The 23,801-nt window shown below is 42.5% G+C and carries 21 protein-coding genes; 15 read left to right on the forward strand and 6 right to left on the reverse strand.

The features are described from left to right. The first annotated feature begins 67 nt into the window (after positions 1 to 67). On the forward strand, positions 68 to 1,093 hold the full coding sequence (locus LJ658_RS19250; protein ID WP_230548184.1) for a GntR family transcriptional regulator: 1,026 nt from the start codon (positions 68 to 70) through the stop codon (positions 1,091 to 1,093). 47 nt (positions 1,094 to 1,140) lie between these two features. On the opposite strand, the gene LJ658_RS19255 is transcribed toward LJ658_RS19250, so the two are convergent. After that, on the reverse strand, positions 1,141 to 3,282 hold the full coding sequence (locus LJ658_RS19255) for a hypothetical protein (protein WP_230548185.1): 2,142 nt from the start codon (positions 3,280 to 3,282) through the stop codon (positions 1,141 to 1,143). A 181-nt stretch (positions 3,283 to 3,463) separates the two neighbouring features. On the opposite strand from LJ658_RS19255, the gene LJ658_RS19260 reads away from it, so the two are divergent. Continuing rightward, the gene (locus tag LJ658_RS19260; protein WP_230548186.1) at positions 3,464 to 5,206 is read left to right on the forward strand and encodes a PQQ-dependent sugar dehydrogenase; all 1,743 of its coding nucleotides are present in this window, start codon (positions 3,464 to 3,466) and stop codon (positions 5,204 to 5,206) included. 50 nt (positions 5,207 to 5,256) lie between these two features. Here LJ658_RS19260 and LJ658_RS19265 read toward each other — a convergent pair whose 3' ends face one another. Beyond that, entirely contained in the window at positions 5,257 to 6,540 is a 1,284-nt protein-coding gene (locus LJ658_RS19265) for a hypothetical protein (protein WP_230548187.1), read from the reverse strand. Positions 6,541 to 6,744: 204 nt separating this feature from the next. Continuing rightward, positions 6,745 to 6,900 (reverse strand): hypothetical protein, encoded by a 156-nt coding sequence (locus LJ658_RS19270; RefSeq protein ID WP_230548188.1) that lies wholly within the window; start codon positions 6,898 to 6,900, stop codon positions 6,745 to 6,747. Between the two features lie 604 nt (positions 6,901 to 7,504). Here LJ658_RS19270 and LJ658_RS19275 point away from each other — a divergent pair. Continuing rightward, positions 7,505 to 8,080 (forward strand): YdcF family protein, encoded by a 576-nt coding sequence (locus LJ658_RS19275; RefSeq protein ID WP_230548189.1) that lies wholly within the window; start codon positions 7,505 to 7,507, stop codon positions 8,078 to 8,080. 4 nt (positions 8,081 to 8,084) lie between these two features. Here LJ658_RS19275 and LJ658_RS19280 read toward each other — a convergent pair whose 3' ends face one another. From LJ658_RS19280 to LJ658_RS19290, 3 genes are all read right to left on the reverse strand, one after another. Next, on the reverse strand, positions 8,085 to 10,091 hold the full coding sequence (locus tag LJ658_RS19280; RefSeq protein WP_230548190.1) for a KUP/HAK/KT family potassium transporter: 2,007 nt from the start codon (positions 10,089 to 10,091) through the stop codon (positions 8,085 to 8,087). 224 nt (positions 10,092 to 10,315) lie between these two features. Then, positions 10,316 to 11,665, reverse strand: a complete 1,350-nt coding sequence (locus LJ658_RS19285; RefSeq protein WP_230548191.1) for a sigma-54 dependent transcriptional regulator — start codon at positions 11,663 to 11,665, stop codon at positions 10,316 to 10,318. Positions 11,666 to 11,769: 104 nt separating this feature from the next. Next, the gene (locus tag LJ658_RS19290; protein ID WP_230548192.1) at positions 11,770 to 12,528 is read right to left on the reverse strand and encodes a DUF1080 domain-containing protein; all 759 of its coding nucleotides are present in this window, start codon (positions 12,526 to 12,528) and stop codon (positions 11,770 to 11,772) included. A gap of 349 nt (positions 12,529 to 12,877) precedes the next feature. Between LJ658_RS19290 and LJ658_RS19295 the strand changes: the two genes are divergently transcribed. The 12 genes from LJ658_RS19295 to LJ658_RS19350 all read left to right on the forward strand — a co-directional run bounded on the left by LJ658_RS19295 (position 12,878) and on the right by LJ658_RS19350 (position 23,741). Continuing rightward, on the forward strand, positions 12,878 to 13,402 hold the full coding sequence (locus LJ658_RS19295; RefSeq protein ID WP_230548193.1) for a DUF177 domain-containing protein: 525 nt from the start codon (positions 12,878 to 12,880) through the stop codon (positions 13,400 to 13,402). A gap of 15 nt (positions 13,403 to 13,417) precedes the next feature. Beyond that, positions 13,418 to 13,606: a 50S ribosomal protein L32 gene (gene rpmF / locus LJ658_RS19300; protein WP_144246778.1), complete on the forward strand. Its 189-nt coding sequence runs from the start codon at positions 13,418 to 13,420 to the stop codon at positions 13,604 to 13,606. 15 nt (positions 13,607 to 13,621) lie between these two features. After that, complete coding sequence (gene plsX / locus LJ658_RS19305) at positions 13,622 to 14,557, forward strand: phosphate acyltransferase PlsX (protein WP_230548194.1); 936 nt, start codon at positions 13,622 to 13,624, stop codon at positions 14,555 to 14,557. A gap of 12 nt (positions 14,558 to 14,569) precedes the next feature. Further along, positions 14,570 to 15,559: a beta-ketoacyl-ACP synthase III gene (locus LJ658_RS19310; RefSeq protein ID WP_230548195.1), complete on the forward strand. Its 990-nt coding sequence runs from the start codon at positions 14,570 to 14,572 to the stop codon at positions 15,557 to 15,559. A gap of 228 nt (positions 15,560 to 15,787) precedes the next feature. Further along, on the forward strand, positions 15,788 to 16,252 hold the full coding sequence (gene accB / locus LJ658_RS19315) for an acetyl-CoA carboxylase biotin carboxyl carrier protein (protein ID WP_230548196.1): 465 nt from the start codon (positions 15,788 to 15,790) through the stop codon (positions 16,250 to 16,252). Between the two features lie 95 nt (positions 16,253 to 16,347). Continuing rightward, a complete protein-coding gene (gene accC, locus LJ658_RS19320) occupies positions 16,348 to 17,688 on the forward strand; it encodes an acetyl-CoA carboxylase biotin carboxylase subunit (RefSeq protein WP_230548197.1) in 1,341 nt (446 codons plus the stop codon). Positions 17,689 to 17,753: 65 nt separating this feature from the next. Continuing rightward, positions 17,754 to 18,605, forward strand: coding sequence for a twin-arginine translocase subunit TatC (gene tatC / locus LJ658_RS19325; RefSeq protein ID WP_230548198.1), 852 nt, complete (start codon positions 17,754 to 17,756; stop codon positions 18,603 to 18,605). 16 nt (positions 18,606 to 18,621) lie between these two features. Next, positions 18,622 to 19,056 carry a ribose 5-phosphate isomerase B gene (rpiB, locus tag LJ658_RS19330; protein ID WP_255670532.1) on the forward strand — a complete coding sequence of 145 codons (435 nt, stop codon included), beginning with the start codon at positions 18,622 to 18,624 and terminating at the stop codon, positions 19,054 to 19,056. 82 nt (positions 19,057 to 19,138) lie between these two features. Continuing rightward, positions 19,139 to 20,524, forward strand: coding sequence for a LutB/LldF family L-lactate oxidation iron-sulfur protein (locus tag LJ658_RS19335; protein ID WP_230548199.1), 1,386 nt, complete (start codon positions 19,139 to 19,141; stop codon positions 20,522 to 20,524). A 7-nt stretch (positions 20,525 to 20,531) separates the two neighbouring features. Then, positions 20,532 to 21,092: a dihydrofolate reductase family protein gene (locus LJ658_RS19340; protein ID WP_230548200.1), complete on the forward strand. Its 561-nt coding sequence runs from the start codon at positions 20,532 to 20,534 to the stop codon at positions 21,090 to 21,092. 53 nt (positions 21,093 to 21,145) lie between these two features. Then, positions 21,146 to 23,122, forward strand: coding sequence for a thiamine pyrophosphate-dependent enzyme (locus LJ658_RS19345; RefSeq protein ID WP_230548201.1), 1,977 nt, complete (start codon positions 21,146 to 21,148; stop codon positions 23,120 to 23,122). Positions 23,123 to 23,132: 10 nt separating this feature from the next. Next, positions 23,133 to 23,741: a class I SAM-dependent methyltransferase gene (locus LJ658_RS19350; RefSeq protein ID WP_230548202.1), complete on the forward strand. Its 609-nt coding sequence runs from the start codon at positions 23,133 to 23,135 to the stop codon at positions 23,739 to 23,741. Positions 23,742 to 23,801 lie beyond the last annotated feature (60 nt).

The raw sequence follows: 23,801 nt of genomic DNA on the forward strand, positions 1-23,801 counted from the left end.
ATAATTGGATAGGGCAAGTTAACAAAAATGATTTTAGTTAACTATCCCCTACTGTCCTGTAAACGGAATGAAAAATTATCTAAAAATTATTCAGATTGATGAGCACTCCATCACCCCGAAATACCTGCAGATCTGCAACTCCATATTGCGTGGAATAGAGGACGGCAAAGTTGAAAAAGATGATATTTTACCATCTATAAATGATTTGAGCATTGCCCTGGAAGTTGCCCGCAATACCATTGAGCGGGCTTACAAAGAGTTGAAAAAGTACAATGTAATTAACTCGGTAGCGGGTAAAGGATATTTTATAAGCAACACGCAATTTAATCAGCCTATTAAAGTACTGCTGTTGTTTAACAAGCTAAGCAGCCATAAAAAGATCATTTATGACGCTTTTGCCGAGGTGTTGGGCAGTAACGCGGCTATCGATTTTTACATTTATAACAACAATTTCAATTTTTTTAAAAAACTACTGACCGGCAATATCGATCATTATTCAAAACTGATCATCATCCCACATTTTATTGAGAACGCCGGCAGCGCCAAAGCGGTAATAAACGAATTGCCCAAGGATAAACTGATATTGATGGACAAGCTGCTTGAAAACATAAGCGGCGATTTTGGCGCCGTTTATGAAAACTTTGAACAGGATATTTATGATGCTCTGAGCCAGCTGTTGCCGCAGTTAAGCAAATATAATACGCTTAAGATCATCTTTCCGGAAAACAGTTATTACTCTAAAGAGATCCTGACAGGGTTTGTTAATTTTTGCCGGCAGTATGCTTTTGAATATGCCACTATCCATGAACTGCATAAGGAAACCTTACTGCCGGGTACCGTGTATATTAATTTAATGGAAGATGATCTGGTGGAACTGGTAGAAAAGATCATCAGCAATAAACTAAAGGTAGGGCAGGACATAGGGGTGATATCCTATAATGAAACACCACTAAAAAAAATCATCCTTAACGGCATCACCACCATATCAACAGACTTTAAAATGATGGGCGAAAAGGCCGCGGAAATGGCTTTGAACAATACGAAGGCCCATTTGGCAATACCATTTAAGGTTACCTATCGGGATTCGCTGTAAGCAACTGTTTTGAATGGTTTCTTAATCAGGTAGCAGAAATTAAAAGCTTATAAAGCTTTACTCAACCCTTCCCATTTAACTACCCACGATCCGTCTTTTGGCCAGCCGGGCTGCTGTACATTTTTATCGCCGTTCCAGCCGGCAGTCATCATGGCGACAGCATATAGCAGGCCTCCATTTGATGGGAAGTACGGATATGGATTACCGCCGCCAACGAAGCCATGTTCATCAAAACCAAATTTACGCGATGGGTGTAAAAGCATTTTGACCGCGTCTTCGGGGTGGCCCAACCTGGCGGCGCCCATCGCCATCATCGGGAAATCCCAACCCCAGCATTTATCCCAGATCCAGACTTCCTGTACTTTTCTATAAGTTTTTTCCATGATAGCTAAATTGACACCATTGCCCGGCAAAACCCCATAAACTCCTATCAGCGCCGGATGCTCGTAGTTAAACCTGGTCCAGGGTTCCTCTATGTTTTCCCATTGCTCATACAAGCTGTCTTTTACCGGGATGGGCGAGAGGTTTTTTAATACTTTATCCCAGGCTGTGTTTGGTTTTAGCTTTAGTCGTTTGCGCCACTGTTGTGCAGTTTGTAGTCCAAACCGCCAGTATGAAAGATCAAATGCCGGGTTCTCAGTCGTAAAAATATCATTGTTTTCAGAAACTACACGTATAGGCGGGCCCAGCACATATTGGTTGCGTGTCTTGTCAAAAAACGCATAGGTAGCTAAAAAATTCGCGGTTTGCTCAACAACATTATCCCATTTCTTTAAAGTAGCCAGCGTTGGATGTGCCTGGTAATCCAGCTCGGCAAAGAAGATAGGATGCGGCTGTTGCCATACCAGGAATGCATGGTTTTTGTCGTCGGGCCATTCTTCGCCGTTAAAAACGTTGGGGCATTTGGGCCAGCGCGCCCCAAGATAGCCCTGCAGGTGTGCCCGCTTCATGGCGCTTTTTAAATTATCGTCATAAACATGCAGGCTATTATTCAACTCGGGCCACCTGTTCCATAAAGCGTAATGGGCGGCGTGCCACCAATACATTTCATAATGCGCCCGCCCATACCAGCTGTTGCTAACCAGCCCGGTTTCCTGCGGGGGATATTTACCCGAGGCATTAATAGCCATATCATATTGTGACAACACAATTCTTCTTTCCAACTCAAACCAACGTGGGTCTTTACTTGCTGACAGATCAATAGCACCGCCGCTTTTCCAAAATTTTTCCCAGTGGGTGATACTGCCTTTGGTTATTTGGTGAAGCGAGGGTATAGGGTGGTTTATCTTGGTTTGCGAAAAATCAAACTCATATTCAACCGCGGCGCCGCTATTATCCGGCGATAGGATGTAGCGATGTTCTTTTTCCTTTTCAATTTTAATGTTTCCCGTACACTGTACGGCAACGTGGTAAGCTATGCTATCCAATTGCCTGTCAAACAGAATGTTGTTTTTTCCGGTAGTTCTTAGTTTGGTTTGGTGTGCTGACGGTTTATTAAAATCGGCGCCATTATTAACATTGGTTAAAACGCCATATGGAAAATCAATAAATAAGCTTAAGCGGTTTTGCTTTATCAGGTTTGATTCTATTTTAAATCCAATAATGTCTTTATTGCCATCGCAGGCGGTGGTGACTTTTACTTCTTCGCCCTCAATAGTGAATTTGCTTTCGGCGATGCCGGTCCACAGGTTTAAGTGTTGGGTAGCGTTCTCAAAATCTTTTGCTTGTGCGATGCTGCCATCAGCCTTTTTTATTTGCATCCCTATCCTGCCCAGATTAATACGATGCGGATTTGCAGACAACCAGGCCATCATTGGCGCCTGGTTTTGATCGGCCATATCATAAGGTACCATACGGCCATGTGTATCGAGCATGGTTTTTTTGAACGAGTTTGCATTAAAGCCGTCGGGTGTTTTTACGCTGTTCCAGCCCCAGTGTGAAAGCGTGGCGTATTTGTCGCTAAAGGTCTGCATCCCCGTGGCATCAAATCCGTAGGCAATGCTGCCGTTGCCCACTTGCGTTGGGCCAGACATGTTTGTGCCTGTTATAAAGATATCATGACGGTTAACCAATGCTTTACGGTTTATGGTACCGCGTTTAACTTGTTGGGCAACGGCCGTGGTTAAAACCAAGCATCCGGCAAAAATCAGCACAGCAAGATTATGCAGGTAGCAGCTAAAACGTTTCATGAATTGATGGATTGAATTGGTTTACAATAATACGCTTATCCAAAGGTGTAAATAATCAAAGTGATAACCTTCCCTGTCTATCTGATTTTAGTTTTTGTATTTAATTTGATACGAAATATACAAACCGCTGTATCTTGTATATCTTAGATTTCAAAGACCAATACCAGTTTTATATCTCTGTATGAATTTTCAAAAAAGCAATTTCCTGCCTTCGTTTTTTAGTTGGGTGATAGTGGCCGCGGGCTTATTGTCAAATGTTAGCACCTATGCCCAGAAAAGCGTAAAAACCTATTCGGCCGATAAACAGGTTATTGATAAAGGTGATGCGTTATTTCAGAAAAACTGTGCCGAATGCCACAACTTCAGGCAGCGCGGTATAGGGCCCGGCCTGGCTGGTATAACTGCCGGTGCGACTTATGCCTACCTGAGCAAATTTATTATCAATTCGCAGGCCGTCATCAAAAGCGGAAATAAACGGGCAACTGCGTTGTTTGCCGAATATAAAGTATCGATGCCCGCCCATCCACAGTTTACACCTGCGGATCTCAATGCACTGCTATCTTTCATCAACACCCATAAAAAAGTAGCTGAGGCAGCGCAGAGCATCGCCAACCTCGGTCAAAAGGTTACCGACCCCATACCAACCAAAATTGCCAAAGGCGGCCTGATCCTGAAACTGGAAGAATGGGCAACCGCCCCGGCAACATCGGCCAAAAACCCGCTGACGCGAATTAACCAGACATTTGTTTTAAAAACAGATAAGGGCAACCGCATGTTTATGCTCGACCTGCGCGGCAAACTGTATGAAGTAAAAAACAAGCAGTTTAACGTAGTAATGGATATGGCTAAAGAAAAGCCGAACTTTATTAATGAGCCGGGGCTTGGCACGGGCTGGGGTGCTTTTGCTTTTCACCCCGATTTTTTAAAGAACGGATTACTGTATACTACGCATACTGAAAAGAAAAATTCAGCCCCGGCTGATTTTGCCTATGCAGACTCGATACCCGTTGCCTTGCAATGGATAGTGAGTGAGTGGAAAGTTAAGGACCCCACAGCGGCGGTTTTTGAAGCTGTGCCACGCGAACTTTTACGATTGGATAACCCATCGGTTATGCATGGGATGCAGCAAATAATATTTGACCCTACACTTAAGCCGGGCACACCCGGCTACGGATTATTGTATATTGATTTGGGTGACGGGGGCTCGGCAGAGACAGGATACCCGTGGCTTTGCAATGGCTCCACCGAGCCGAGAGGTTCAATTCTGCGGATCGACCCGATAGGCAGAAACAGCCGCAACGGCAAATATGGCATACCTGCCGGTAATCCCTGGGCCAAAACCGGCGACCCTAACATTTTAGGCGAAGTGTACGCTCGCGGCTTCCGTAATCCTAATAAAATTACGTGGGCGCCCGATGGCAAAGTATTGATTGCCGAAATTGGATTTAATAGTGTAGAGGAAATTAACATCCTTAAACCGGGCTTTAATTATGGCTGGCCGGCTCGCGAAGGCACGTTTCTGCTAAACTTTAACGGAAAAAAAAGCGGTATCTATAATCTGCCCGCGAATGACGATCCACGATACACCTACCCGGTTGCGGAGTATGATCATGACGAAGGCAACTCTATTTCGGGCGGATTTGTTTATATGGGTGACATCCCAACTTTAAAAGGCAAATACATTTTTGGCGATATAGTAAAGGGCCGTGTTTTTTATGTAGAGAACAGCGATTTGAAATTAGGCAGGCAATCCGTTATTAAAGAATTCGACCTGCAGTTTGGCAATCAGAAATCAACCTTCGTTGGTATGGTAAAAAATAAAAAAGCCGATCTTCGTTTTGGATTGGGTGAGAATGATGTACTTTATATCTGGGCGAAAACCGATGGCAGGATATGGGAGGTGAAAGATTGTGTTCACAACTAGCTACACGTCAATGAGCGCATACTTTGAGTGATGCCGGTTGATGCCTGGTATTATTGATGTTGTGTGGCCCAAAGCTTTAAACGCCTGATTGCGTCATAAAGCACACCAGCTTCGCCCCTGAAATTACCTGACCCTTTTGGTTCGCCGGTTTGCACATTATACCACTCATAAAAACCTTTATGGGCGATTACCCGGTTGGTCATTGGCGTTAGGTCGTTATAAGCCTCATTAACCAGATTGTAATTCAATAAGGCCTCGGTCATACGGCCGCCGAACCATGTCCAGTCGCCGCCATTTTGGTAATTAAACGGTGCCATATTTGGGTATTGTTCTTTAGGATATGGCGGGTATACGGTGATCCCTATCGTAGCATACTTTTCTTTTGATGCGGCGGCGAGTATTTGCCGGTTAATTTCCAGTACCTCCACACGGGTATTAAAACCGGCTAAAATCGCACAAATTGAGCCGCCTGTGTATAAGATCTGGTTTTCATCGAAATCTTTGGTAAAAGGGCTGCCATCCAGATAAAGATGTGGAAGGTATTTGTTTGTTTGTGGCTGCCATAAATACTTGCGCACATTGATTTTGAGGTTAGCGGCAACGATATTCCAGTTTTTGCTTGTCTTATAGCTTTTTGGCTTAAAGCTCATGAAATCCTTAATCGCGATGGCAAACATGGCATTATCATAAATATCAATTGCCCACTTGGTTTTTTGATTGATGGCTACACCCCAACCTGCTTCAGGCTGTACATCGCCCCAATCAATAGTGGTAGCGCCGATAACCAATCCATATTTAGCCGACCAACGGTCTTTCATGATATAATTTAATGCGTATTCAATCCTCTCGATAACAGATTTGCCACCTATCTCCTCATGGAGGATGGACACATCGCCTGTAACATCAATATATTTTTTTACGGCTTGTACCAATGACGATTCCTGGTCGGTTTCGACCGTATTTTTATGAGCCTCCCAACCGGGTAATAAATCAGAGTGCCGGTAGTTATAGCCAACATTTGCCTTTGTTGTTTCAACAACCCCGTCTACAATATTGCCGTCATCGCCCTGGATCTTAAAAAACATCAGCAACATTTTCTTTACTTCTTCTTTGGGGTGCGCCTTAAGCGAACCAATAATAAAGGTATTGAAATCGCGTATCCAAACTTCATTATAGGAGTTACCTGCCGAGAACCCTGATAGTAATTTTATAGCTTTTACCTGTACAGAGTCAAAGTTTTTGTTGGTTAAAATAAGTTGTTGAATCCCTTGGGCATTGCCTTTAAAATTTAGCAGACAAGCAATACAAAAACAAAACAGAAAAGGTCTTTTCATAACGATAATCAGAAACTTGGCAGGTTAAATTGGCGAGATTTACGATCACAGGCTTATTTGCCACGATTGATATCCCTGCACTAAGGTAGAAAAGTTTTGATAAAGAGCCTTATTTTGATAGTTACCCGATAAATCGGTGCTGTAATATAGCAATAACATGAGGAGAGGTTAACACAACATTGTGCTCCGTATTTAACGGAATTTCTAAAAATCGCCCGGATTTAAAGTATAGTCATCTTCGCCGACGGTAAAAATGCCTTCCAGGATAAAAAAGCTTTCTATAACATCGGTACGCAACTCATTGGTCACGTTAAGTTTTGTTACTATTAAAGTTTGTTCAATTTTATCATCATTACGCAAAGTATATGCAGAGAAATCTTCAAAAGGCTTAGCGGGTATTAAATCTTCAACCGCTTTTAGCCAGGATTGATAGTCTGAATAATTGTTAATTTCCGGCTGAACGAGCGTATTAATTATTTTTTGTTTAATGCCTCATCAGGAGTAATGGTGTTGGCCAATGCCAGGCGGTCAGGTTTTTTTTACTTCGGGATATATAGCACTCGTAACCAACATTTCTGTAGATGCATTTTTAATTAGATGATAATAGAAATAGTGCTCCAAAATCAGAGGTTTGTTTAAAGGCACGTAAATTTTATCACTGCAAAAGCTGCAGAAAGAATAGCATATATATAAATATACCAAATGTTTTGAACTTGAGTGTCATCCCTGTTGCTCTACTATTGTTGCCGAACAATTAAATTATTAGATATATTTAAACGATAATTAAATCCGTATGTATTTCATCTTGTCAAAAATCCTTTTGTTTATGTTGTTGCCTGTTTATTGGGTAGTAGCCCTATTGATTATAGCAGCAATCAGCAAAGATACCAGGACAAAAAAAAGGTTCTTGACAGCCGCACTTATTATGCTTTATTTTTTTTCCACTCCTTTATTTCTTAAAACTATGGAGCGGATCTGGGATATAAAGGCATATCCCGTTAACAATAATAGAAAGTACAGTTGTGTCATTGTATTAGGAGGATTTTCATCCGGCGGAGGTGCAGACGGGGGCCATTTTAACAATTCTGCAGACCGGTTTATTCAGGGGGTTAAATTATTACAAACGAACCAGGCATCGCATATATTAATAAGCGGTGGCAATGGACAATTGGTGCCCGGAGAATTTAAGGAAGCTGCCTGGGTTAAAACACAATTATTGAAATTAAATATTCCCGACAGCTTGATACTGGTTGAAAGCAATTCAAAAAACACCATCGAGAATGCCCGCTTTTCTAAAGTATTGTTAAAGAAGGTTAAACTGCCGCCGCCCTATCTGTTAGTCACGTCTGCATTTCATATGCGAAGAGCGTCTATGATCTTCAGAAAAGCAGGCGTGGATATTGTACCTTATCCATGCAATTATTTCCATACGTGGAACGGATTAGGCCTGATGGATTTTCTGCCGGATGCCGGCACCTTGTCTAACTGGGAGTTTTACACCAAAGAGTTAGTTGGTTATATGGTTAATTATTTGAAATAATAACTTAAGCATGGGCCAATTCAGGGATGGGTTCGCCACTAAAGGGGTCGATCCGTTTTAGTTTAAAGCTGGTAACTGGGTTAACTACCAACGGTATTTTTTCGATATGCGTTTCGCTTGTATCTAAACCAAATGTTTTGGCATCAGACTGAGCGAGTTTTTTAATGCTGAAATAACTGTTTAATATAAAACTCTCCGCCACGCTGAAAACATTATTATAAGACAAGAACTTTTCTAATATCACGAACCTGAAATCAGAAACAATTTTAAACTTGTTTAATGATTCGTATTTGCTGATGATGTCCAGCTCTTTACGGCTCAACATATCCTCAATCACTTTCCGGAAGAGCACATTCACCCGCGGCTGTATCCTGAAACCCAAACGGAAGTCTACCCGGATGATCTTCCCTTTTTCGATCTGGTCAACACTGTATTCCATTGTAAAGGGCTCGTCAGTAGTGTCTATATGGATAAACCAATAAGTATCAGCACGCTTGGGGCTGCGACTCATGATCGAGTACAATATTTTTTCTTCAAGTTGCCTGCCGTTATTGGCTTTGGTTAAATAGATAAGCTGGCCAGCGTATTTAGGGATAGACTGATCTGCGCTTAATGCGTTAAGTAACGGGATATGTTCTTTAAGATCGACAAAATTTAAGAAGCGGTTATTTATTTTGCGGGCCTTATACCAGATATACATGGTAAATATCAGTCCAACTTCAAATACCAGAAAGAACAGCCTTTTTAATATTTTAACCGCGTTCACTACAAAGAAGCTAAACTCGACGGTTAAAAACACGCATAGTATTATGGTAACCAACCATACCGGCCAGTGCTTTACGTAACGCATAAAATAATACATTAAAATGGTGGTCATCAGCATAGCTATAGTGATAGAGAAACCATAAGCGGCTGTCATATGCTCAACCGTGCGGAAATACAGGGTAACGGCGATGCATCCAAAACATAAGATCCAGTTTATGCTGGGGATATATATCTGACCGCGAATGTTTGATGGGTATTTGATAGTGATACGCGGCCAAAAATTCATACTTACTGCCTCGCTAATTAGCGTAAATGAGCCGCTGATCAGCGCCTGGCTGGCAATTATGGTGGCCAATGTTGCCAGTGCCACGCACGGTATCATTAATAATTGCGGATAAGGTACAATTTGATAAAAAGGATTTAACAAGCTAAAGTTAGTGTTAGCCGGCTGCATTAATACCCAGGCACCCTGGCCAAAATAGTTTAACAGCAAGGCGGTTTTAACAAAGATCCAGCTGGCCTGTATATTTTTACGACCGCAATGACCCAGATCAGAGTATAAGGCCTCGGCACCGGTTGTACATAAAAATACGGCGCCTAATAACCAAAACCCTTTTGGATGATCCATTAATAAACGCGCACCGTAGTATGGATTAATAGCTTTAAATATTCCGGGGTTATGTACTATTTGTAGCGAGCCTAAAACGCCGATCATTAAAAACCAAAACAGCATAACCGGGCCAAATGAAGTGCCTACCACTTTGGTGCCAAACTGCTGAAAGAAAAAAAGCAGCAATATGATACCGGTAACAATGCCCATTATAAGCCAGCTGCCGGGTATAAACGAAGATGCCAGCGCAGGTACATTGCTTAATCCCTCGATTGCTGAAGTTACTGAAACGGGCGGGGTGATAATGCCGTCGGCCAGTAAGGTGCCTGCACCAATTATAGCCGGTATAGCCAGCCATTTACCGTAGCGGCGCACCAGCGCATATAAAGAAAATATGCCGCCTTCGCCTTTATTGTCAGCTTGCAGGGTTATAAAAATGTATTTAAAGGTAGTTTGCAGCGTAAGCGTCCAAAATATACAAGACAACGAACCAAGTACCAAAGCCTGGTTTACCTTGCCGCCCTCAATTAAAAGGGTTTGAAAAACATATAAAGGCGAAGTGCCTATATCGCCAAAAATTATTCCGAGTGTTACTAATAAACCTGCTGCTGAGATTGTTTTTAAATGGGGCGTCATTATAGTTTAGAGGGGATGATGAATGATAGGATTTTAGAAAGCATAAAATCATCATTGCCAAGAAAATGCCACTTAAGCGTTGTTTTTGTAAACGGTTGAAAAATAACATATTAAATATATATAGCAGCATTTTTTAATGCGCCAATCATATCATTTTGATAGGGTATTATCAAAATGGGAGTGTGGGTTTGTTATAATGAGATCCTCTCTGGAACCGGACAAGATTATTCCAGTCCGTACTCTTTTAATTTGCGGTATAACGTAGCGATGCCAATATTTAACAGCCGGGCGGCTTCTGCACGATTGCCCTGGGTGTGTGCAAGAACACGTTGGATATGTTGTTGCTCTATCACTGCCAGATCAAAGGTTGAGGCTTGATTTGCCGTTTTGCCTGAAGTAAATTCGAACTCGTAAGGCAATAACGACACGTCTAATTCATTACTATCGCATAATATTACAGCACGCTCAATAACATTTTTGAGTTCACGGATATTACCGGGCCAGTTATAAGCTTCCAGCTTTGCTAAAAAGCCGGCTGTATAGCCAGTTATATGTTTGTTTACTTTTGTTGCATAGGTTTGTATAAAGCTGGTGGCTAACAGGGATATATCCTTCCTGCGATCGCGCATTGGCGGTAAAATAATCTGAAACACAGATAAGCGATAAAACAGATCAGACCTAAAATTTCCCTTTGCCGATTCATCCTGAAGATCGCGGTTGGTGGCAGCCAATATGCGCACATTTACCTGAGTGGTTTTGGTATCGCCGATCTTAATAAATTGCTGTGATTCTAATACACGCAACAATTTGGCTTGCAGATCATGGTCAAGCTCGCCTATTTCATCCAAAAATATAGTGCCACCATTAGCTTCTTCAAACAGTCCCTTCTTGTCTTTGATGGCCCCGGTAAATGAGCCGGCTTTATGGCCAAACAACTCACTCTCTAACAGTTCCCTGCTAAATGCGCTGCAGTTTATAGCCACAAATGGCTTGGCGTTTCGTGGGCTGGCCTGGTGTATTGCTTCTGCAAAAACCTCTTTGCCGGTACCTGTTTCGCCCAATAGTAAAACCGTTGTATCTGTAGGTGCAACACGCTGAGCCAATTTTATAGCTGCGGTAATACCTGCCGAGGTGCCTATGATCCGCTCAAAACCAAATTTTAAGTTCAGTTTATTTTCCAGTTCTGAAACCCGCCGCTGCAACAGCGCCTTATCCATAGCCTTGCTAACCAGGGGGATTATTTTTTCATTATCATCGCCCTTGGTTATATAATCAAAGGCGCCGTTTTTTATAGCCGTTACGCCATCGTTTATAGTGCCGTAGGCTGTAAGCACAATGATCTCGACAGCGGGGTGGGCGGCTTTAATCGTGGTAGTAAGTTCAATTCCGTTAGCATCGGGCAATTTTACATCACATATCACTACATCAATGGTGCCGGTGTCTAAATAGCGCAGACCCTGTTTTGCAGTTGCGGCTTCCAGCAGATCATAGCCTTCTAATTGCAAAATGCGTGCAAGCAGTTGTCTTAACCTATCCTCGTCGTCAATAATTAAAAGTTTACCCTTTGATGCCATACTTGCGTGTTACAAATCTGCCTAATTTAATTGTTATTATAAAACAACAAAGCCCCGTTAATGAAATGCATCAACGGGGCTTTATAATTGAAGCTAAAAGTTAATTAATCTTTTAACTCGCGGATCTTGATGTTTTTCCAACCGCTTGATCCCGGGTGTTTTTGAACAGCAATGTGACCTTTAGTGATTTTCATGAAGTCAGCAAAATATTTCTCTTTAAATTTGCTGCTTGCAATTGCCGCGTCCCATTCAGGGCTGCCTATTTTCACGTCAACGGTTTTAATGCCGTTTAAGTAAAATGTTAACTGGCCTTTATTTTGGATCAATCTAACCTGATTCCACTCGCCAACAGGTACCGGTTTTGAAACAGAAGCGTCGCCAATCATATCATATAAGCAACCAGCTAAGTGGTTTTGTTTTTTGTTGTCGCTTGCATCAATGTTATCCAATACCTGCATCTCTGCACCGGTTTGGTAGGTAGCGCTGTATTTAGGGGCCTCCTGGATATCAAAAATAATACCGCTGTTACCACCTTTGGTAATTCTCCATTGTAATTGTAACTCGTAGTTTTCGTAAACACCATCAGTCAACAAGTCATCGCCATCATTGTCATGCGTACGATCATATTGTATCTGGCCGTCCTTTACTATCCAGTTTGCCGCTGCAAAGTCCTTATGCCATGAGTGCCAGCCTTTAAGATCGGTGCCATCAAATAATAGTTTCCAGCCTTCTTTTTTCTCTTTACTGGTTAACGTGTTGTCTGCCGCAGGTGTCATAGCTGCTTTGTGCGCAGTACAGCCGGTTAGCATAACAGATAGCATAGCTGTAAATGCTATGGAACTTAGTACAAGTATTTTTTTCATGTTTAATTTTAAAATGGTTAGGGTAAATCTACAATAATTTTTAAAGCTGCGACATTATTTACCAGTTTGTCAGGTAAATAATGAGTTACAATTGAACTGTTACCGGGCTACGTATCTATTAGAGCTGCCTCATCATCGTGGCATTAAGTTGCTGACTTCTCCGGCAAGCCTTGAAAAAGAGCCATTTAGCCGTTTGAGTTAAGCTGGTTTACAGAACGGTTACCCTTAATTAAAGGCTGGTAAAATCTTCACCGCTGTAATTCTGTATTTTAAACCTCAAAAACCATTTAAAAAAAACCTTTTTCTGTATTAGTATTTTTCCCTACATTTGCAGGCTAATTGTTGCTCATTGAAATCGCTAAGAAATTATTCGATTCCTTTTACTGGTTTGGCACTGGGAAAGCATCATTTTGAATTTGATGTTGACGATGCTTTTTTTAGTGAGTTCGATTACTCACTGGTTAAAAAAGCTGATCTGAAATGTCAGGTGGAAATTGAAAAACAGGAAACTATGCTTATCCTGGATTTTCATATAACCGGTAAAATTGATGCTACCTGTGATAAATGTTTGTCGCAATATCCGCAGATGCTGGATGTACGCGAACAACAGATAGCTAAGTTTAGCGACGAGGAGATAGATGAAGATGATGAGATTATAGCCCTGGGCAAAAACGAGCATGAGATTATGCTTGCAGGGCTGATCTATGAATACATAAACGTAGCAGTGCCGTTTATATCGGTTTGTGACGACGAGGGTAACACCCCGTATTGTGATAAAGAAATGCTTGCCAAGTTAAACAACCTGGCAGCTGGTAGTAATGAACAAGATGAGAATCCGGACCCACGGTGGGACGCGCTCAAAAAAATTAAATAATAATAACATTAAGTTATGCCACATCCAAAACGTAAAATATCCAAATCAAGAAGAGACAAGCGTAGAACTCATGATAAAGCTATCGCTCCAACTTTAACTACTTGCAAAGTTACCGGTGCTGTACATTTGCCACACAGAGCTTATACGGTAGATGGTAACGTATACTACAACGGTAAATTACTGATAGAAAAAGCAGTAGCCTAATACTAATTTTCTAAAATGAAGATTGGCTTAGATATTATGGGCGGAGATTACGCCCCCAAAGCAACTGTTTTAGGGGCTATCGAAGCGTATAAAGTTTTATCGGGCCATACCCTGGTGCTTATAGGCGATAAAGACGCGGCTGTAGGCATTCTTCGTGAAAATAACTTTGACCCTGATAATTTCGAGTTTGTACACACAACCGAAGTTATAGGCATGGGCGAGCACCCAACTAAAGCGGTTGTTCAAAAACCTGATTCAAGTATCAGCGTAGGTTTTAAGCTGCTTAAAGAAGGCTACATACAGGCTTTTTCTTCGGCAGGTAATACTGGCGCCATGCTGGTTGGTTCCATGTTTAGCGTTAAAACAATCCCGGGCATTCTTCGCCCTGCTATTACCACTATTGTCCCAAGGTTAAAAGGCGGCATCAGCATTTTGCTTGATGTAGGCGCTAATGCCGATTGCAAACCCGAAGTATTAGTACAGTTTGGTGTGTTGGGCAGTTTGATGGCGCAACATGTTTATGGCATTGATAATCCGCGTGTAGCGCTGATGAACATTGGCGAAGAAGAAGAAAAAGGAAACCTGCTTTGCCAGGCCACTTATCCTTTAATGAAAGAAACAGATCTTTTTAACTTTATTGGTAATGCCGAAGGGCGCGACCTGTTTGGCGATCATGCTGATGTTTTTGTGTGCGATGGTTTTACCGGGAATATTATTTTAAAGCTTGCCGAGTCTTTTTACGTGATAACCCTTAAAAAAGGGTTGAAGGACGAGTTTTTCGATAGATTTAATTATGAACAATATGGCGGCAGCCCGATTTTAGGGGTAAACGCACCTGTTGTTGTTGGCCACGGTATTTCAAACCCCGAGGCTATAAAGAATATGGTTCTGTTGTCTAAAGATATGGTTGAGAGTGAATTGGTTAGTAAAATAACCAGGGCCTTTCAATAAAAAATTATAACTATGAGTAAAATTACTGCAGCTATTACCGCTGTTAATGGTTACGTGCCTGATTATGTACTCACTAACGCCGAGCTATCTACAATGGTTGATACCAATGACGAGTGGATAACCACCCGCACCGGGATCAAAGAACGCAGAATATTAAAAGGCGAAGGCCTTGCTACATCAGACCTGGCCGTACCTGCGGTTTTAGGATTGCTGAAAAAACGCGGCATTGGCGCCGAGGAAATCGACCTTATTGTTTTTTGTACCACCACACCTGATATGCCTTTCCCGGCTACTGCAAATTTATTTGCACATAAAATTGGCGCAGTCAATGCCTGGGGATTTGATTTGCAGGCAGCCTGTTCAGGCTTTTTATTTGGCCTGGCTACCGGCGCACAGTTTATTGAAACCGGCAGGCACAAAAAAGTATTGGTTGTTGGGGCTGATAAAATGTCATCAATTGTTGATTACCAGGACAGGGCAACCTGTATTATATTTGGCGATGGTGCCGGCGCTGCTTTATTGGAGCCTAACTACGATGGCTACGGCGTTATCGATTCTGTATTGAAAAGTGACGGTTCAGGCATCCCGTTCCTGCATATGAAAGCTGGTGGTTCTTTAAAACCGGCAAGCCACGAGACTATTGATGCCCGCGAGCATTATGCCTACCAGGAAGGTAAAGCAGTGTTTAAATTTGCCGTTACCAATATGGCTGATGTTGCGGCCGAGGTAATGGAACGCAATAGCCTTACCGCTGATGATATTGCATGGCTGGTACCTCACCAGGCCAACAAACGTATCATTGATGCAACCGCTGCCCGCACAGGCGTAAGCGAAGGTAAAGTTATAGTAAATATTGAGCGTTACGGTAATACCACAAACGCAACTATTCCTTTATGTTTATGGGAATGGGAAGATAAATTCAAAAAGGGCGATAACTTAATTTTAGCCGCTTTTGGCGGTGGATTTACCTGGGGATCACTTTATATTAAATGGGCTTATTAATTATATAATAAGTGCAGATGTATGGAAATGCTCAAACAAATACGCCTGAATTTAAATTGGAACATTATAAAACCAAACTTGTTATATAGCTTATAATTAACCTAATAAAAAATATTGCATATCTGCATAGCTGTCTGTTCGCACACCGAATAATGCACCTTGTACATTTGCGTATTATAACTAACTTAGATAAAAACACATTATCCAAAAACCCTATAATCTGCAACAATGGATATTAAACAAATACAAGATCTTATACGCTTTGTCTCCAAATCAGGAGTAAATGAAGTAGCTATCGAACAAAAAGATTTTAAGATCACTATTAAAACTACCGGCGAACAAACTATTGTTCATCACGCAACTGCAAGTGTGCCGTTACAGGCACCCGCACTTCCTGCCGCTGCTCCGGCTCCTGCTGCCGAACCGGCAGCTGCTGTTGTCGATGCCACAAACTATATTACAATTAAGTCGCCAATGATTGGTACTTTTTACCGTTCTGCATCGCCGGATAAACCATTGTTTGTAAACGTTGGCGATGAAATAAAAAGTGGTACGGTAGTTTGTATTATTGAAGCGATGAAATTATTCAACGAGATAGAATCAGAAGTATCAGGCCGTATTGTAAAGATACTGGTGGATAATGCTTCACCAGTTGAATATGACCAGCCATTATTTTTAGTAGAACCTATATAGATGTGCAAATATGCTGATGCGTGGATGTGCAGATAATATGCGTATTAAAACCATCAGTACATCAGCATATTCGCACATCTGCACATTTAAAAACTATGTTTAAAAAAATATTAATAGCTAATCGTGGTGAAATTGCCCTGCGGATAATCCGTACCTGTAAGGAAATGGGGATTAAAACGGTAGCTGTATATTCTACTGCCGATCGTGACAGCCTTCACGTACGCTTTGCTGATGAGGCTGTTTGTATTGGCCCTCCACCAAGTAAAGACTCTTATTTAAATATCCCCAATATTATATCAGCTGCCGAGTTAACCAATGCCGATGCGATCCATCCGGGTTATGGTTTCTTGTCAGAGAATGCTAAATTTTCGGCCATTTGTGCAGAATACGGCATTAAATTTATTGGTGCAACTGCTGATCAGATCAACGCCATGGGCGATAAAGCATCAGCCAAAGAAACCATGAAAAAAGCAGGTGTACCAACTATTCCCGGCTCTGAAGGTTTGTTGGCCGATGTTAAATCCGGTATCGCGATTGCAAAAAAAATTGGCTACCCCGTTATATTAAAAGCTACTGCCGGTGGTGGTGGCCGCGGTATGCGTGTAGTTTGGAAAGATGAAGAGTTTGAAGCGGCCTGGGATTCGGCACGTGCAGAATCGGGTGCAGCCTTCGGTAACGACGGCATGTACCTGGAGAAATATGTACAGGACCCGCGTCACATTGAAATACAGGTAGTGGGCGACCAATATGGTAAAGTTTGCCACCTGTCTGAACGTGATTGTTCTATCCAGCGCCGGCATCAAAAACTGGTAGAAGAAGCGCCATCGCCTTTTATGACAGAAAAGCTGCGTAAAAAAATGGGCGAAGCTGCTATAAAAGGCGCCAAAGCTGTAAAATACGAAGGTGCCGGTACGGTAGAGTTTTTGGTTGATAAGGACCGCAATTTCTATTTTATGGAGATGAACACCCGGATCCAGGTAGAGCACCCGGTTACCGAAGAGGTGATCAACTTTGACCTGATAAAAGAACAAATTAAAGTTGCTGCCGGCATCCCCATCTCGGGTAAAAATTACGAGCCAACGATGCATGCCATTGAGTGCCGTATCAATGCTGAGGATCCGTTTAACAACTTCCGCCCGTCACCGGGTAAGATAACCAACTTCCATTCGCCGGGTGGCCATGGTGTACGTATTGATACCCATGTTTATACCGGCTATGTTATTCCGCCTAACTACGACTCGATGATAGCCAAGGTGATATGTGTGGCACAAACCCGCGAGGAAGCCTTAAGCACTATGGAGCGCGCATTAAGCGAGTTTGTTATTGAAGGTGTAAAAACAACTATACCATTTCACTTAAAATTATTACATGATCCAAACTTCCGTGCCGGTAATTTTACCACTAAGTTTATGGAAACGTTTGACTATTCTGAATAATTAAAACTAACAACCCACGTTAACACGTAATTAGCATTCTGGCACACATACCGGGAACTAAAAAAATGAGCGATAATAAACTAGTAAAAGCAATACAGGATAAGGGTAAAACTATAGAGTCGGAAATGTCTTTCTTTGAGCATTTGGAGGCTTTAAGGTGGCATTTGATTAGGGCTGCTATATCTGTTGTTGTATTAGCAATTGTTGCATTTTTTAATTTCGACTTTATTTTTAATACCATTATAATGGGGCCGTTCCGCGGCGATTTCTGGACATACAGAATGTTGTGCAAGTTTGGCCACGGCATGTGTATCACAAAAATAAACGGGGAAATTATCAATACTGAAATGGCCGGCCAGTTTATGTTGCAGATCAATCAGTCGTTGTTAATAGGCATGATCCTGTCTATCCCTTATATATTATGGGAGTTGTGGCGCTTTATTAAACCTGCGCTGCTTGAAAAAGAAAGAAAAGCTGCCAGTGGGTTCGTTTTTTATGCTTCTCTTCTATTTGTGGTGGGTATTTTGTTTGGCTATTATATTATAGCTCCCGAGTCGATCTCTTTCCTGGCTGCATATACGGTTAGCCCTAACATTAAGAATCAATTTATGATAAGCTCCTACGTATCAATGGTGGCTACCATAACATTGATACTCGGTATTGTATTCGAGTTGCCTATGATCATTTATATCCTGGCTTCGTTAGGCATATTAACCGGCACCTTCATGAAAAAAACGCGAAGGTATTCGGTTGTTATCCTGTTGATACTTGGGGCCGTCATCTCTCCGTCGCCAGATTTTTTAACTACCATGATATCAACTATACCATTATTTGCTTTGTATGAAGTGGGTATTGTTGTTGCTTCAATGGTTGAGAAAAGACGTGCAAAAGCGCATAACGATTTAATGAATTCGTAATCAGTTTATATATATCATGATAGAAGGATTGAAAATTGCCATTGGCGCAGATCACGCCGGGTTTGAAATGAAAAACGCGCTGTTAACTATATTGGGCGAAAACGTAAAAGATTTCGGCACGTTCTCCAAAGACTCATGCGATTATACAGACTTTGCTCACCCGGTTGCTTCGGCGGTTGAAAGTGGCGAGTTTGATTATGGGATATTACTTTGTGGCAGTGCCAATGGCGTAGCCATCGCTGCAAACAAACACCAGGGTATCCGTGCTGCATTATGTTATAACGAGGCGGTAACCGAGCCTGCCCGCAGCCATACCGATGCCAATGTACTTTGCATTCCGTCGAACTTTGTGACGTTAGATCAGGCAAAAAATATTGTAGAGATATTTTTTAGTACCGAATTTGAAGGTGGCCGCCATGCCCGGCGGGTTGGCAAGATAGCTTGCTCATAATCATACATACAGCAAATTAAAAAAAAGCGATGGGTTTTAAACCCATCGCTTTTTTGTTAATGTAAATTCATAAATTAGCCGCATGACAAGTATAGCTGAAGAGTTTTTAGTCGACTCAGAAAATAAAGCATTTGATACCGGGCACCGCACCATTATCAACTACAATATTGCTAAATATGATACTGCTGTCGACAGAGGTTTATCAAGGATCGTCAATTTAGAGAATGCCAAACGTAAAGGGCACGTTCTGAAATGGAAGATGATGGAAACCCTGGATAAAGTACTGCCCGAGTTTGAAGCTAACTTTCAAAAACGCGGTGGCAAGGTAATCTGGGCTAACGATGCAGCTGAAGCGAATCGTGAGATACTTAATATTATACAAAAAGCCGGTGCTAAAACAGTTGTAAAGTCAAAGTCAATGGTTACCGAGGAGATCGAATTAAACGAATTCCTCGAGCATAATCATATTGAATCAATTGAAACCGACCTTGGCGAATACATTATACAGTTGCTGGGCCAAAAGCCTTATCATATTGTAACGCCGGCCATGCACCTGTCAAAAGAAGATATTGCCAAACTTTTTCATGAGCGCTTTGGTACGCCGATAGATTTCACGCCCGAGCAGCTTACTCAAAAAGCCCGCGAGCTGCTACGTGAAAAATATGTGCAGGCCGACGTTGGTATAACCGGCGGCAACTTTTTAATTGCGGATACCGGCAGCATTGCGCTGTCTGAAAACGAAGGTAACGCAAGGTTAAGCACATCATTTCCTAAAATACATATTGCTGTTGTCGGTATTGAAAAGGTCATCCCTTCAATGATGGACCTTGATCTGTACTGGCCAATGTTAGCGACACATGGTACCGGGCAAAACTTAACCGTTTATAATACCATACTAAGCGGACCGCGCCAGGCTGAAGAAACAGATGGCCCCGAAGAAATGTATGTGGTTTTGCTGGATAACGGGCGCACCAACCTGCTGGCACAAAAGGACCAGCGCCAGGGATTATATTGCATCCGTTGCGGCGCCTGTTTAAATGCCTGCCCGGTTTATAAAAACATAGGCGGGCATACTTATAACACGCCTTATAGCGGCCCAATAGGTTCAATCATTACCCCGCATTTGCAGGGCATGGAAAACTTTAAGCATTTAAGTTATGCATCAAGCTTGTGTGGTAAATGTACCGAGGTTTGTCCTGTTAAAATCGATATTCATAAAATCCTGCTGCTTAACCGCAGGGATGCTGTAAATGAAGGCCTGGCCCCAACCGCAGAAAAAATTGGCTGGAAAATGTGGAAACAAGGCATGCTTAGCCGCCGGTTGGAAGACTTCTTTAGCGGCAAAACCAAAAACCTGCTAATGAAGACCTTTTTCAAAAAAACCTGGGGTCATTATAAAGAAATGCCAAACGTTGCCGGCAAATCATTTGCCGAGCAATGGCGCGAAAAACATCAGCCTGAAAAATAAATAGGCCATGCGGAAAATAATTTTGAACCTGGCAGTTAGTTTGGATGGTTTTATTGAAGGACCCAACGGAGAAACCGACTGGTGCCTGACAGATCAGGATTACGGCATGGAAGCTTTTTTTGCCAGTACCGATGCGATATTTATGGGCCGCAAGAGTTATGATCTGATAGATGGGTTGCCCAGCCCGTTTGCTGACAAGCAGCTCTATGTTTTTACCGATTCCCCGTTCATTATACCCAACAGGAAGATTGTCGTTGTAAGCAGCAAGCGTTTTCTTAAAGACGTACAAGGCATTCGAGAACAGCCCGGCGACAATATCTGGCTTTTTGGCGGCGCTACCTTGCTGTCCAGTTTTATCAAACATAAATTGATCAGTGAGTTTATTATTTCGGTACACCCGGTAGTTTTGGGTGGCGGTACACCCCTGTTTCATGATATATCCGAAAAGCTGGATTTGCTGCTATTGGCCAGCGAAACCTTTTCAAGCGGATTGATCCAGTTAAAATATGCTATCAAGCCTAAGTTTGATTTCAGTATTTTAGATCAGCAGTTATCCTCATTAAATTAGATTCCTCTGTCAGGCTATTCGTTAAGGCCCCCAAATTTGAGTAAATTGCCTCTATGATTTTTGACCGGAAAAACCTGGACGATAATACGTTGATCGCAATTTATAAAAAGCTGCTGTTCCCGCGTGTTATTGAAGAAAAAATGCTCATCCTGCTACGGCAGGGGCGCATTGGCAAGTGGTTTTCAGGGATAGGTCAGGAAGCCATAGCTGTAGGCGCTGCAATGGCTATGCAACCTGATGAATATATACTGCCCATGCACCGCAACCTGGGTGTGTTTACCACTCGTGGTGTGCCTTTTAGCCGCCTGTTGGGCCAGTGGCAAGGCAAGGCATCGGGCTTTACAAAAGGTCGCGATCGGTCATTCCATTTTGGTACGCAAGAGCATAAGATCATCGGGATGATCTCACATCTCGGCCCGCAAATGGCCCTGGCTGATGGTATCGCGTTAGCTGATGTTTTGGCCGGTAACAAAAAAGCAACCCTGGTTTTCACCGGCGAAGGAGGTACCAGTGAAGGTGATTTTCATGAAGCCTTAAATATTGCCGCGGTATGGAACCTGCCGGTTATTTTTCTGGTAGAGAACAATGGGTATGCATTGTCAACCCCTACAAATGAGCAGTACCGGGCAAAGAGATTGATTGATAAAGCAATAGGGTATGGGATAGAAGGGCGCCAACTAAATGGCAACAATATATTAGAAGTTTATTATGCTATAAGTGATATAGCCAGCAATATCCGGCAGAGGCCACGGCCCGTATTGGTGGAATGTACCACCTTTAGGATACGGGGGCACGAAGAGGCATCGGGCACCAAATACGTGCCGCAGGACTTAATTAATGAGTGGCAGGATCAGGACCCAATTGCCAGGTTCGAGAATTTTCTGATTGCCGAAGGTGCGCTGAGACCCGAGTGGATACCTTTTTTACGTAATGAATTTTTAAAAGAAATAGACCCGGTTGTTGATTCGGTTTTAAAAGAACCAGCTATCCACCCTAATATATTTACAGAGATAGGTGATGTATATCAATCCTCGGCCCGGCCTGCATTTAAGCTTTCGGGTAAATCATCCGTGATCCGTTATATAGATGCTATCCGCGATGGTTTAATGCAGGCGATGCATAAATACGATAACCTGGTTATTATGGGCCAGGATATTGCCGAATATGGCGGTGTTTTCAAGGTAACCAAAGATTTTGTCGGGCTTTTTGGTAAAGAGCGTGTACGCAATACGCCGCTTTGCGAATCGGGTGTGATCGGCACTGCTATGGGCCTGGCGCTTAACGGTTACAAAGCGGTAGTTGAAATGCAATTTGCCGATTTTGTAAGCAGCGGCTTCACCCAAATAGTGAATAATCTGGCTAAAACGCATTACCGCTGGGGTCAAAATGTTGATGTGGTGATCCGCATGCCCACGGGCGCGGGTACGGCAGGCGGGCCGTTTCACTCGCAAAGTAACGAAGCCTGGTTTACCAAAACCCCGGGCTTAAAAGTGGTATATCCTGCCTTTCCTGCCGACGCCAAGGGGCTGTTAATGGCTGCTATTGCCGATCCGAATCCGGTAATGTATTTTGAGCATAAATATTTATACAGAAACCTAACCGGCGAGGTGCCCGGGGACGATCTTTTTATAGAAATCGGCAAGGCCCGCGTGGTAAAGAAAGGCACCATGGCCACTATAGTGGCCTACGGCTATGCGGTGCATTGGGCGCTTGAATATCTAAGTAACCACCCTGAGCTTTCGATAGAAATTATTGATCTGCGTAGTTTGCAACCCTGGGACAGTGCAACAGTGATAACAAGCGTAAAAAAAACCAACAGGGCAATGGTGCTGCACGAGGATACCCTGACCGGGGGCTTTGGCGCCGACGTTGCCGCAGTAATTACCGAACAATGCTTTAAGGATCTGGCCGCGCCGGTTTTGCGTTGCGCCAGCCTGGATACGCCTGTGCCGATGGACAAAGGATTAGAGAACCAATTCTTAGCCAAATCGCGACTGGAAAAGGCGATGCAGCAGTTGCTTAATTATTAATTATTATATTATGGCTGAGGACCTGCAACAACTATACGGCAATATCGATATCTACCTGTTTGACCAATTGTTAAAAGGCACCTATCAGCGTTGCCAAAAGGTTTTGGATATTGGTTGCGGCGGTGGCAGAAATCTCTTTTATTTCCTGAAGAATAACTACGAGGTGTTTGGTGTTGACCAAAATCCCGGGGCCATTAATTCGGTCCGCTTGTTATCAGGCGCTTTAGCACCGGTTAACCCAGCTACGAATTTTAGTGTAGCAAATGCCGATGAGCTTCCTTTTGAGGACGCAATATTTGATTTGGTGATTAGCAGTGCTGTGCTTCATTTTGCCAGGGACAAGTCTCATTTTGATGCGATGGTTAACGCTGCTTTCAGCGTTTTAAAGCCCAAAGGATATTTCTTTGCCCGTTTGGCTTCTGATATAGGTATAGAATCAATAGTTAAAGATATAGGCGACGGCCGCTATTTATTACCTGATGGTTCAGTAAGGTTTTTAGTTAATGAAAAGATTTTGCTTGCTTCTACTCATCGTTTCGGCAAGCTTCACGAACCAATAAAAACCACTAACGTGCAAAATTTACGCTGTATGACTACCTGGTGCGTGCAAAAAACATAAGTGTATTAATCTATCAAATCCGTATACTTTTTACATCCAGACAACAAATTTTTGCATAAA

This window comes from Mucilaginibacter sp. UR6-11 (genome assembly GCF_020880695.1).
Taxonomy (GTDB): Bacteria; Bacteroidota; Bacteroidia; order Sphingobacteriales; family Sphingobacteriaceae; genus Mucilaginibacter.

Coding starts and splice junctions, on each gene's coding strand:
- rpiB (WP_255670532.1), top strand. CDS start 18,622: ATGATAGAAGGATTGAAAATTGCCATTGGCGCAGATCACGCCGGGTTT.
- LJ658_RS19275 (WP_230548189.1), top strand. CDS start 7,505: ATGGAGCGGATCTGGGATATAAAGGCATATCCCGTTAACAATAATAGA.
- rpmF (WP_144246778.1), top strand. CDS start 13,418: ATGCCACATCCAAAACGTAAAATATCCAAATCAAGAAGAGACAAGCGT.
- LJ658_RS19310 (WP_230548195.1), top strand. CDS start 14,570: ATGAGTAAAATTACTGCAGCTATTACCGCTGTTAATGGTTACGTGCCT.
- LJ658_RS19250 (WP_230548184.1), top strand. CDS start 68: ATGAAAAATTATCTAAAAATTATTCAGATTGATGAGCACTCCATCACC.
- tatC (WP_230548198.1), top strand. CDS start 17,754: ATGAGCGATAATAAACTAGTAAAAGCAATACAGGATAAGGGTAAAACT.
- LJ658_RS19265 (WP_230548187.1), bottom strand. CDS start 6,540: ATGAAAAGACCTTTTCTGTTTTGTTTTTGTATTGCTTGTCTGCTAAAT.
- LJ658_RS19340 (WP_230548200.1), top strand. CDS start 20,532: ATGCGGAAAATAATTTTGAACCTGGCAGTTAGTTTGGATGGTTTTATT.
- plsX (WP_230548194.1), top strand. CDS start 13,622: ATGAAGATTGGCTTAGATATTATGGGCGGAGATTACGCCCCCAAAGCA.
- LJ658_RS19280 (WP_230548190.1), bottom strand. CDS start 10,091: ATGACGCCCCATTTAAAAACAATCTCAGCAGCAGGTTTATTAGTAACA.
- LJ658_RS19255 (WP_230548185.1), bottom strand. CDS start 3,282: ATGAAACGTTTTAGCTGCTACCTGCATAATCTTGCTGTGCTGATTTTT.
- LJ658_RS19285 (WP_230548191.1), bottom strand. CDS start 11,665: ATGGCATCAAAGGGTAAACTTTTAATTATTGACGACGAGGATAGGTTA.
- LJ658_RS19290 (WP_230548192.1), bottom strand. CDS start 12,528: ATGAAAAAAATACTTGTACTAAGTTCCATAGCATTTACAGCTATGCTA.
- LJ658_RS19335 (WP_230548199.1), top strand. CDS start 19,139: ATGACAAGTATAGCTGAAGAGTTTTTAGTCGACTCAGAAAATAAAGCA.
- LJ658_RS19350 (WP_230548202.1), top strand. CDS start 23,133: ATGGCTGAGGACCTGCAACAACTATACGGCAATATCGATATCTACCTG.
- accB (WP_230548196.1), top strand. CDS start 15,788: ATGGATATTAAACAAATACAAGATCTTATACGCTTTGTCTCCAAATCA.
- LJ658_RS19260 (WP_230548186.1), top strand. CDS start 3,464: ATGAATTTTCAAAAAAGCAATTTCCTGCCTTCGTTTTTTAGTTGGGTG.
- LJ658_RS19345 (WP_230548201.1), top strand. CDS start 21,146: ATGATTTTTGACCGGAAAAACCTGGACGATAATACGTTGATCGCAATT.
- accC (WP_230548197.1), top strand. CDS start 16,348: ATGTTTAAAAAAATATTAATAGCTAATCGTGGTGAAATTGCCCTGCGG.